This window comes from Methylobacter svalbardensis (assembly GCF_037671525.1).
Lineage (GTDB): Bacteria > Pseudomonadota > Gammaproteobacteria > Methylococcales > Methylomonadaceae > Methylobacter_A > Methylobacter_A svalbardensis.
Window position 1 is genome coordinate 1 of sequence record NZ_JAWPOH010000089.1, and the last position, 10,025, is coordinate 10,025.

4 protein-coding genes and 2 pseudogenes are annotated in these 10,025 nt (G+C 45.6%); 3 read left to right on the forward strand and 3 right to left on the reverse strand.

The genetic code is table 11. From position 1 onward, the window contains the following. Window positions 1-229: hypothetical protein (locus RW114_RS18570; RefSeq protein WP_340124244.1), on the forward strand; the 229-nt coding region annotated here is incomplete at its 5' end. Between the two features lie 11 nt (window positions 230-240). Here the strand turns inward: RW114_RS18570 and RW114_RS18575 are convergent. Together RW114_RS18575 and RW114_RS18580 are read right to left on the reverse strand one after the other, a co-directional pair. Then, window positions 241-2,430, reverse strand: a complete 2,190-nt coding sequence (locus RW114_RS18575) for a helicase-related protein (RefSeq protein ID WP_340124245.1) — start codon at window positions 2,428-2,430, stop codon at window positions 241-243. Then, a complete protein-coding gene (locus tag RW114_RS18580; RefSeq protein WP_340124246.1) occupies window positions 2,427-7,721 on the reverse strand; it encodes a DEAD/DEAH box helicase in 5,295 nt (1,764 codons plus the stop codon). Before RW114_RS18580 ends, RW114_RS18575 begins: the two co-directional genes overlap by 4 nt. A gap of 365 nt (window positions 7,722-8,086) precedes the next feature. On the opposite strand from RW114_RS18580, the gene RW114_RS18585 reads away from it, so the two are divergent. Both RW114_RS18585 and RW114_RS18590 read left to right on the forward strand, forming a co-directional pair. Continuing rightward, window positions 8,087-8,521: a LexA family protein gene (locus tag RW114_RS18585; protein WP_340124247.1), complete on the forward strand. Its 435-nt coding sequence runs from the start codon at window positions 8,087-8,089 to the stop codon at window positions 8,519-8,521. Continuing rightward, window positions 8,521-8,791 (forward strand): annotated as a pseudogene (locus RW114_RS18590) (Y-family DNA polymerase); the annotation flags it as partial. The gene RW114_RS18585 and the pseudogene RW114_RS18590, both read left to right, overlap by 1 nt. Before the next feature lie 149 nt (window positions 8,792-8,940). On the opposite strand, the pseudogene RW114_RS18595 reads toward RW114_RS18590, so the two are convergent. Continuing rightward, window positions 8,941-9,759: pseudogene (locus RW114_RS18595) on the reverse strand (KilA-N domain-containing protein); the annotation flags it as partial. Window positions 9,760-10,025: the final 266 nt, after the last annotated feature.

Here is a 10,025-nt window from a genome sequence, read left to right on the forward strand (position 1 = left end):
ACTGCCCGCGTATACCGTAGGCAGTCTGCAAAGAAAATCTCAAATGGAGGTGCTGATTGAATTTATCAAAGCCTTGTTAGTAGATAAGAATCCTGCGGCTAAGCTCAAAGAATTGGCTGGACTTATTGATGAGGTTTTTCAGTTAATGCCTTCTGGAAAACATATGGTTGGGAGGGATTTGGGGCGTTTAGGGCCGACGGTTTCGCTACAGTACCGTGCTGCTGGATAATTTTCCAAGAATCAGGCTGCAAAAAATTTAAAAACTTGAACATCGAGTTTAAACGCTTCCAGTGGCGCATTGAGTCGAGCACAGGCCGTTTGTACAAAGCGTTTAACATCGGCCTCGGATCCCAGTGCAATTTGCTGTTTTTGCCATTCCGGCATGACTTCTTCCGGTTTAATCCTGCGCTGGGCAAACACAGTGCGATTGGCCTTGGCTTTTTCCATGGCGTTATGCCATTGGGCTTGGAGAGGTTTTAAATACTCTTCCGCTACTTCGAAATCAAAAAGACTGGCTTGAATTGGCGCTTGATTCATTTCGCCACGCTTCATCAAGGCAGCTTTGACAAGTGCCTGATTTATACGGGACTCATCCTCCGGCATGGGTACCAATACCCCGAGCTCTTTGCGAATGACCTCGGCTTTTCTGAGAATTACGTTTAATACAAAACCATCTACAGGGTTATCCTGACCGTAGAGCATGGTACAGCGCACTTCAGGAGCTTGCTGTCCAAATCGGTCAACTCGGCCTTCGCGTTGTTCATGGCGAGTTGGATTCCATGCTAAATCGTAATGCACCACTGCGGTAAATAAATGCTGTAAGTTGATGCCTTCCGACAAACAGTCGGTAGCAACCAGCAAACGCTGTTCGGCGTCTTCCATTGTTTGTATGCGCAGTTCGCGTTCTGCCGGTGTGTATTCGCCAGTCACAGCTTCTACGGTTACGGCCGGAAAGTAGGCTCGTAAGTGTTCGGCAACATAATGGGCGGTAGCGATGTAGCGGCAAAAGATGACTGTGTGAAAACCATCTTTTAGCAGGCTTTTGACGTGGGTAATTAATAATGCCAGCTTGGGATCACCGGCTTTGCCGCTCAAGCTTTCTGCTTGAGCAATCAAGTGCTGTAATCGAGCTGCATCTTGCAATTGCGCGGGCGGTTCGAGATCGTTACTGTCCAAGTCATCCGATTGACCATCGTATAGCCTGTTATCGGTCAGACATGTCTCATTATCCAATGTACCCTCAAGCCTAGTATTCAAAGCTCTGACGGCAGCTGCTGGTGATGATGCTACGCAGCGTAATAACGCTAAAGTGGCATACCAAATCAATCGGGCATTGCCGCTGGATGATTGTTCAACTGATTCAGCGAGTTCACGGCAATAGCTTTGCACGTCATCAAAAAACTGTCCCCACGCACCGCTGAGCTCGTAAGTCAATTCTGTGGTTAAGCGTTTAGGAAACCCCCGCGTATCGTGCCATTCGTCAATATCTATTCGGCGACGCTGAACGAAATGGCGAGCCAATTCTAGGCGTAGCGGATCGCTTGCAGAAGTGCGGTTCTGTAACGTTGAAAACGCGGGATTTAGTAGCGACAGAAGGTTATAAAAAGCGGTTTCATCGCCAGAATGCGGGGTAGCAGTAAGTAACAGTATGTGTCGCTCTTCATTGGCTACTAGGCGTTGCAACAATTCAAAACGCAATTGTTTACCTTGGCCGCTACTCACGCAGGTATGGGCTTCATCGACAATTACACATTCTGGAGCAATAGCTAGAAAATGTTCACGATGGCGCTCACTTTTAATGTAGTCAAGACTTACCACGATACAGGGATAATGATCAAACAAACTGACACCATGCGGCAAATCGCGTTCGATACGGCTGGCACTTGCTGAGGTTAAAACAACGGCCTGGATGTTGAAGCGTTCTTCCAGTTCACTTTGCCATTGATCAACCAAATGCGGCGGACAGAGTACAGCTAATCGGCTTATTTCGCCGCGATCCATCAATTCGCGAACTATTAAACCGGCTTCAATAGTTTTACCGACACCCACATCATCGGCAATCAATAGTCGCACTGTCGTTAGTCGTAATGCCATGAGTAATGGCACCAGTTGGTAGGCTCTTGGTTCTACTGCAATGTTACCAAAAGATCGAAATGGACCACCTCCAGCACGCAATTTTAGGCGCAGTGCATCTCGTAAAAGTAAGGCAGCTGCATGATTGCCGGGTTTTTCGGGATTGGGCCAAGGAAATGTGGCTGGTTCAACTGGTTGGAATTCCAGTCCGGGAATCAACGAAATGATGTCATTGTCAGCACCGCCCAATGGCCGTAAACGCAGCCAATCTTGCTTTGAATCGGGTTGTACGACCCACTCACGGCCTCGTGCTCGAACTAGATTGCCGATACTGAAATCGTGGGCTGGCATGTTCATGAATTGTTCTCTTGTTTACCGAGTAGATCGGCGTATTGTTCAAATAAATCAGACCACAGCGTGGGCTTTGAAAAATCCAGCACTTGCCAGCCTTTGTCCTCCAATTGGATTTTTATGTCGTTTATCAAGGGCTCTAAAAATATTAAAATACGCGAGCTTTTATATTGGGCGGCAGCAATGGTTTGTCCTTGATTGATCGAGACTTCAATCGCATCAGGTTGTTTTAGTTGCCTTGCTTTTAACTCGTTCAGCCATGCACTAAGCATAACATTTTCAGCTGCTTGCTGTTTAGAGGGCTGAGATTCAAGGTTTATCGAAGTGACATTGGCATTGACTAGTGCTAATAACAACTGCAAAGCATCTGGGTTTCGCCTGTCGATATGATCATGGTCAGGTTGATTGAAATAAGATAGCAAGCATTGGTAACAACCTGCTTCGCAAATACTTTCACCCTCAGCGTTACGTTGTTCATGCTGTTTAAGTTCTTCAAGGGTTGAAATATTTTCTATGGAACCAAAGTGCATCACGCGGAGTGCAGCGCTAGCCACCATTGCCAGGCTGGTTGGCTCAGTGGCTAAGCGAGTTAAAACACCGGCCCCACCTTCTGCGGCTTCATAAAACAATAACGCCTGGCGATTATCAGTCGTTGGCAAGGGCTCTACAACCAGCTCTGATTCCTCAATTTGGAAAGTCTGCTCAATGCCACGCTTAAGTGCGGCCTGTAAAGTCGCCATGGCCTCCAGAGATAAGGGTTTTACCGGGGCAAGAATCAGGATATTACGGTGATCTTCTACAAATGGAACAATACGTTGATTAGGCACTTTCTCAAGTAATGCTTCGTTGGTCTCCGGCGTATCGTCTTTATTCGGATCATCCTGCTTGCTCCAAACTCCCGTAATGGGATTGATGTAAAAGCCTAGCTGATTTTTATCTTTGCGCCTTCGCCAACCTCGATTAATACGCCAAATTTGAGCGGCCGGTGAATAGGTAATAGCGCAAAACGTTTCATTTTGATAGATAACATGCGCTTCCTGCTTTTGCACCACACCATCCGGGCCAGGCAGAAATCGATATGTGGTTTGTAACTCAAAACCTTGGCGTTGACGCTCTTCATCGTTGATTGAAATTCGTTCTACCGCTACAGTCTCAACGGTTTCGATACGATAAAGTTGATTGACCCAGTCATGCTCGGTAAGTAATGCGCCGCAATTCTCGCAACAATTTGCCAATGGTTCTGATTCTTGCTCTTCGCCTAGATGTCCATACCCGCATTGACTACAGATACGGGCAGACAACGTACCTAAGGTACTGTTTCCTGAAACATGATCATCCGAGCCTACATTGAGTTTTGCACGAACCACGCGATACATCTGGCCTTCGTGGTATATCAGGCTGCGCGGACCGAATTCAGACAGCGCCAGAAAACGCGGGCGACTTACCATGCTGCCAGTATCATCCTTGCCACTGCTATTGGCTCCACCGCGTGCAGGAATCCAGGCCATAAGAGGTAGTCTGGGGAAGTTGTAGCCTGGTAAAAAACCTTGGCTTGCTAAATAACGATAGGTATAGAAATCGGAATTTTGGGTATTGCCTGTTTTTAATAAAACTGTGTATTGGCGTGCTGCATCTCCGTAACGCCGACGGGCGTTTTCGCGTTCGCTGTGCGATGTAGTATGGCTTTTGACAATGCTATCAGCCATATCCATTTGCTTAAGGGTTGCATCAAAAAGCGTTCGCCAGCGTTCCAAGGCATTGGCAAATGCCTTGGGTGAGTCATCAATAACTTGCTCAACATAGTCACTATTGAACCAGTTAGTATCTTTCAGCTCGTTTTGTAATTGAGCGACAACGCGTGTGGCTGCAATTTTGGCTTTAACCAGAGCATCTTTGTCGCTAAGGCGGGCAAGTAGTTCTGGTTTTATAGGTTTGTCTGCCTTTTCCAGATCGACTAATGGGGCAATACTGTTTTCCAATTCCACTTCGCAACAGGCCAGCCATACTGCGTGTAAATGACTTTCTACTAAATCACGGTTAGCTAAATCCAAGGTAGGTGGCTTGACGATGCCGTGAACCATTTTGTCGGCATTATGGAAAAACCATTGATCATGAGGACTTAGCGCTGCACAATAAGTGATGACTAATGCTTGCTGGCCGGATCTGCCTGCCCGACCACTACGTTGTGAGTAATTGGCAGGGGTGGGCGGCACATTGCGTAAATAAACGGTATTAAGGGCGGAAATATCAACCCCGAGTTCCATAGTGGGCGAACAAAACATCACCGGCAAACGCTCCAAAGGGGCTTCATGTGCGGGATTATCCGCCCAATCCTGACGATCTTTGTCGGTATAGCGAAAGCGCTGTTCAAGCAACTGACGGCGAGTGGCATCAACTTGGGCGGTATGTTCGTGAGCCTCAAAGTCAAACAAGGGATGCGCAGGCATTTTAATTATTTGAGCCATCACCAGATAAAGCTGGCGGAAAAAAGCATTGGGCTTGCTTTGATCCTCACTATCATCAATAAGTGGTAAGCACCAATCCATAGCGGCGGCATTTAATCGCCATCCCAGAATTGAATTGTCGATAGAATGCTTATGAACATACCCGTAATTTACAGCTACATTTAGCAGAGTCTCCATTGCTTCAACAAGTTCCTGTTCCTTCCAATTGGAAACTTGTCCAGCAAATGGCGATTCTTTCCAGAACGCTGCTCTTTTTAGTTGTTTGATGATACGTGAACGAGGGCCGCCACTAACTAAATCATTACGCGGTTTGCCTTTATATTCGGGACGCTTGCCGAGGATCAAATACTTTGAGGTAGCCAAAGCCTCATCTGACGAAAATGCCCAGCGTTCGTTGAGATATTGATGAGCGGTGTTTTTGGTTTTTTCCTGGTCAACAGGATCCAGATAACGGCTTTCCAAACATAGCGCTCGTCGCATTTCATCAAACACCAACCGGCAGAATGCTTCGCGCCCATTTGTTCCCAGTTTGCGTAATAAAGTTTCCGGCAGACCAAATGCCGATTCATCAGCACAAAACTCTTGCAATCCACGATAATTAACAATCAGAAGATTAAGTTGATCGAGATTGGGATTATTAAATCGCCAACCTCTACGCAAATCTCTCAGTAGCCGATAACCCAATACGAATCGTAAAGTTCGCTGCGCTTCTTGTCGAGCAAGCCCCATTAACTTGGGCGTCCGCAGGTACTCTGCCAATGTTGCAGCATCTAATTGATTGAAACCGAGTGCATTAAATACTTCGTCCGCCAAATGCTCTTCAGTCAGAATTCCCTTGTTATTTTGTAAGGCTGCTATCAGGCCAGCTCGTAAAGTAAGCAAGAATACAAAATCATTAAAATGACCTGCTTGTAAGGCGGCATCTTGGCGATTATCGGTAAAGCCAAGTAATTTTCTGGGGTCTGGGATGCCTTTTGGAATATCGGTTTCAGAAAATAGCTGTCGTAAAGCACTCAGTGTAAGCATGGTCGTTGCTGATGAACGCCCTTCGCCTGAAAGGCTTGGTAACCGGTTAATGTCTTTGCCATGCGCCTCATGCACATAGGCACAGTTTAGACAAAAACGGAATTTCCCCGGTATAAACCAATAATGCTCACCTCGCTTTTCGACACCTTGTGGATCAACTTGCGTAGCAATGGGCAATGCTTTCTTATAATGGCTTTTTACTTTTGGCTGAGCTTTACTAAGATCAAGCCAGACTTCAGGCAGGTCTTCTATGTTCCCCTGAAATTGTTGACGGTTACTGCTTGGACATAAAAATCCAAACCGGGCATCTTCATTTTCGTTGGCACTTATATCATCAATTTCCCGTGGTTTGAAATGGATGTCGCTATTTTGTTCACGCCAGACAGGATGATATTCCTGCCCACATTCCCGACAGAAATGGGTAGGATACAAAAGCACTAATTCTGTTTGCCGCCCCGGTGCAAAACGTTGCGCATCCATAGTAATATGTCTGGCACCTTGAGTCTCTAAGGTCGCATGAACTTTTCCGGGACCGCTAATAAATTGATGCAGCTTAAATGCAAACGGTGGTTGGTTTTGTGGTGTTTTGACACTGTGCTGGGCTGCTATGAGGAATTTTTGCAATCCTGCTTTTGCAATTTCCACGTTGCAGGAAGCATCTTGAGCCAATCGGGTTGCTGCTTCTGACAAGCTGATGGGTTTTGCTCGAACGGGTTCGCTATCAACGGGTAACTCAATGCCCAGATTCAATTCCACCCAAATGGCGATCGGATCGTTTCGAAAGTCTTCAAAAGCTGACCATTCAAAGGCTGTTCTGGTAAGTGATTCCAATAGAAGAAATCGAATGGCGGCAACATCCCTTGAAGGGTCGGTAACACGTTCAAGCGTTTCACGGATAATGTCGTTGGGGGAGACTAAGGTGCCAAATAACTTACTGGAAACTTCGGCTACTGTTTTCATCTGGTCATCTTTGCTACCAGTGCTCGACATGGTTGCCGAGGTGCCGATACAAATCATTTGTTTGGCGTGCAATCGTTCGCGTAATCGGCGAACTAACAAAGCAACATCGGCACCTTGTCGGCCTCTATAGGTATGTAGTTCGTCCAGGATTAAAAAATTGAGCCCTTTACAATGCTCGACAACACGGCGATCTGTATCCTCATAACGCGTCAGTATGAGCTCAAGCATCATGAAATTGGTTAGCAAAATATCCGGTGGGTTTTCTGCTATCGCTTCACGTTCTGCCTTGGATTCCTGTCCTGTGTAACGAGCAACACTGAAGGGCCTTTCAGCGTCAGCGTAGCCGTACAAAAATTTATTTAATTCCTCAAGCTGACTATTTGCTAACGCGTTCATAGGATAAATGACAATGGCTCGCGTTTTTGCAGCGCTATCACTTGCTTTATTTTGAAGAATTTTGTCGATTACGGGAATAAAGAAAGACAGCGATTTACCCGAACCAGTGCCTGTAGTTACAACATAGCTTTGGCCAGATTGTGCTTTAGCTATAGCTTGAAGTTGATGTGTGTAAAGATGTAACGGTTGTGGGTTATTTTCCAACTTACCCACTTGGAAAATATCAGCACATTTTTTATGCAGAATGCCTTGTTCGGCGAGTTGCTGAACTGTCGTTTTGCGCTGGTAATTGGGATTTATTTGAATCAGTGCTTCAGGCCAATAGCGACCTGCATCGTATTGGCGCTCAACTTCTTGACGGATGTCTGAGGCGGCAATGCGGGTGAAGCTGCGTGAGAAAGAGCTGTAATCTAAAACCAGCTCGTCACGAAAATCAAAAACATTTTTCATCGGGGGGAACCACGTCCATTGGATCATTTTTTACTTTAAACTTTAAACTTATCTTTACATTAAAGCTATACTTTTTAAAAAAGGTCTCTAGTGAGCGCTAGGTAGATTGGTGCTCCCAGCCCAGTTAAGAAATCCCCAGGCACGGCAAAGAATGGTAGTATGTTCTTTTGAAAAGCGTGCATTTTTCTATAGTGCACATTATGCCGCAAGATAAAATCTAAACAAGAGGCGGAGCCAGACCCAATGCTGGTCGCAAAAAAGGCTCATCCGCCTACGGTGAAACTACCAAGGCCATACGTGTACCTGAAAGCCTGATTCCAGCCATCAAAAACCTGCTTGATGTCCGAAAGCAGCAGTTCGAAGGGTTGTCTAACAGCACGGAGTTGATTCTCTTCCCGTCCAGAACGCCAAGCTTGTGTGCGTTGCCGTTATTTGGTGGCAAAGTCGCCGCCGGTTTTCCTTCGCCTGCCGATGATTACGTTGAGAAAACGTTGGATTTAAATGAGCTGCTGGTACAAAAGCCCGCCGCTACGTTCTTTGTCAGAGCTCAAGGCGAATCCATGCTCGGTGCTGGTATCCATCCTAATGATATTTTGGTGGTGGATCGCTCCATTGATCCGGTGCCGGGTAAGATTGTCATTTGTGCATTGAATGGCGAACTGACAGTAAAACGCTTGGAGCGAGATAATGAGCAATGGCAACTCAAGGCAGAGAATCCAGCTTATCCCGATATTGTCATCTACGAAGAGCTTGAAATGGTGATCTGGGGCGTGGTGACCAACGTCATCCATTCCGTGTAATGCAGCCGCTTCTCGCCTTAGTTGACTGTAACAATTTTTACGTTCCGTGTGAGCGGGTGTTTCGGCCTGACCTGATTGGTAAACCGGTGCTGGTGCTCAGTAATAATGACGGTTGCGTCGTTGCCCGTAGCAAGGGTTAAAGATTTAGGCATCAAAATGGGTGTGCCGCTGTTCCAGATCCAGCAACTGGTCAACCAACACCAGATAAAACTGTTTTCATCAAATTACTCGCTAAATGCCGACATGTCAGCCAGAGTGATGTCAACGCTTGTATTCAGAATCAGCTAGCACGAGGTTCGCCCATAACCGATTTGCAAATGCGCAAGCTACTTGACTTCATAGCTCGCTCTAAAGTTAAACGGTTTTAGAGTAAGACGGGAGTAAAATATGGCCACACTCCATATTTATATTCTAGACCGCTATTTACCTTTCAAAGCCTCCTTCAAGCCAGCAATACCATTATAATGGGACTCTGTATTAAATGGCTTCACGACAGGTTTTTTAGGTGACTTAGATTGAGCGTCTTGCAATGCTAAACGAACTGATGCTCCCTTATCAAAAGATAATTGAGCACAATCTTTGACACCACGTACATCGAACTCATCTATTTCTTCTGAAGCCAACGCTTCAGCAAGACCAATGGCCGCCAAAGAGGATAATTTTGCATGATCGCGGATATTTACTTTCTTTAGCAGTCCTGGGTTTTTCGCTCGGATGTCCCGCTCTATTTCTGACTTATCTTTGCTGAATATGCCCTTATAAATCTTGTTGGTGCATTGGCCTATTTCATACCCTGACTTAACATTATGCCCAATCAGGGCTTCTGTATAAGCTTTACGAGTATCGATATGCTGCTCGCGTTTTGCAATCCATTGATCGTCATGACCTTGGTTTTTCCACGATGCTTTAGCTCTTTCCCGGCTCCTGGCTATACCGAGCTCAGGATCAATTGTTTCTTCAAGCCTTTCCTTAAAAATTTGATTTACAGCAAGATGCAGTTCAGGTGAAAGATATTGAGCATAGGACAAGGCTAGTTGCCAGTGCACCCAAGTGCCGCCGCCGATTCCACGCTTGGTTTTTAAAATGGGGGATTTCCCCCCTTTTATTGATTCTATTAGGTTTTTTGTACTATCTAGCTTATTCCACTCTTTAGGTTCTTTGCCTTTAGTAGCTCCAGATATTTCAAATATCCGATTAAGACTAACCATCTTGCCGTCGGCAATATCTATGAAAAAACTCTGTCCGTTATAACTCGATGTTCAAGTTTTTAAGCTTAGAAATAGGCTATGTCATCGTTAACTATGGAATTTTTTATTTCTTTTTCATAAAATAAGCCATGTAGGTTTTCAATTGGAGATCATCATGAAAAACGCCGATTTTTTTCAATTAATTACTGCAATCCGTGAATTAGATCATCACCAGCGCAAACTGCTGAACGCTGCCTTAAATCAACTATCCGACGAACCCAAAGTCCTCGAATTGATTGAGTCCTGCTTTGATGCTA

What these genes read in the sequence shown, in the direction of transcription:
- RW114_RS18575 (WP_340124245.1), bottom strand. Translation starts at nt 2,430, where the DNA reads ATGAACATGCCAGCCCACGATTTCAGTATCGGCAATCTAGTTCGAGCA.
- RW114_RS18580 (WP_340124246.1), bottom strand. Translation starts at nt 7,721, where the DNA reads ATGAAAAATGTTTTTGATTTTCGTGACGAGCTGGTTTTAGATTACAGC.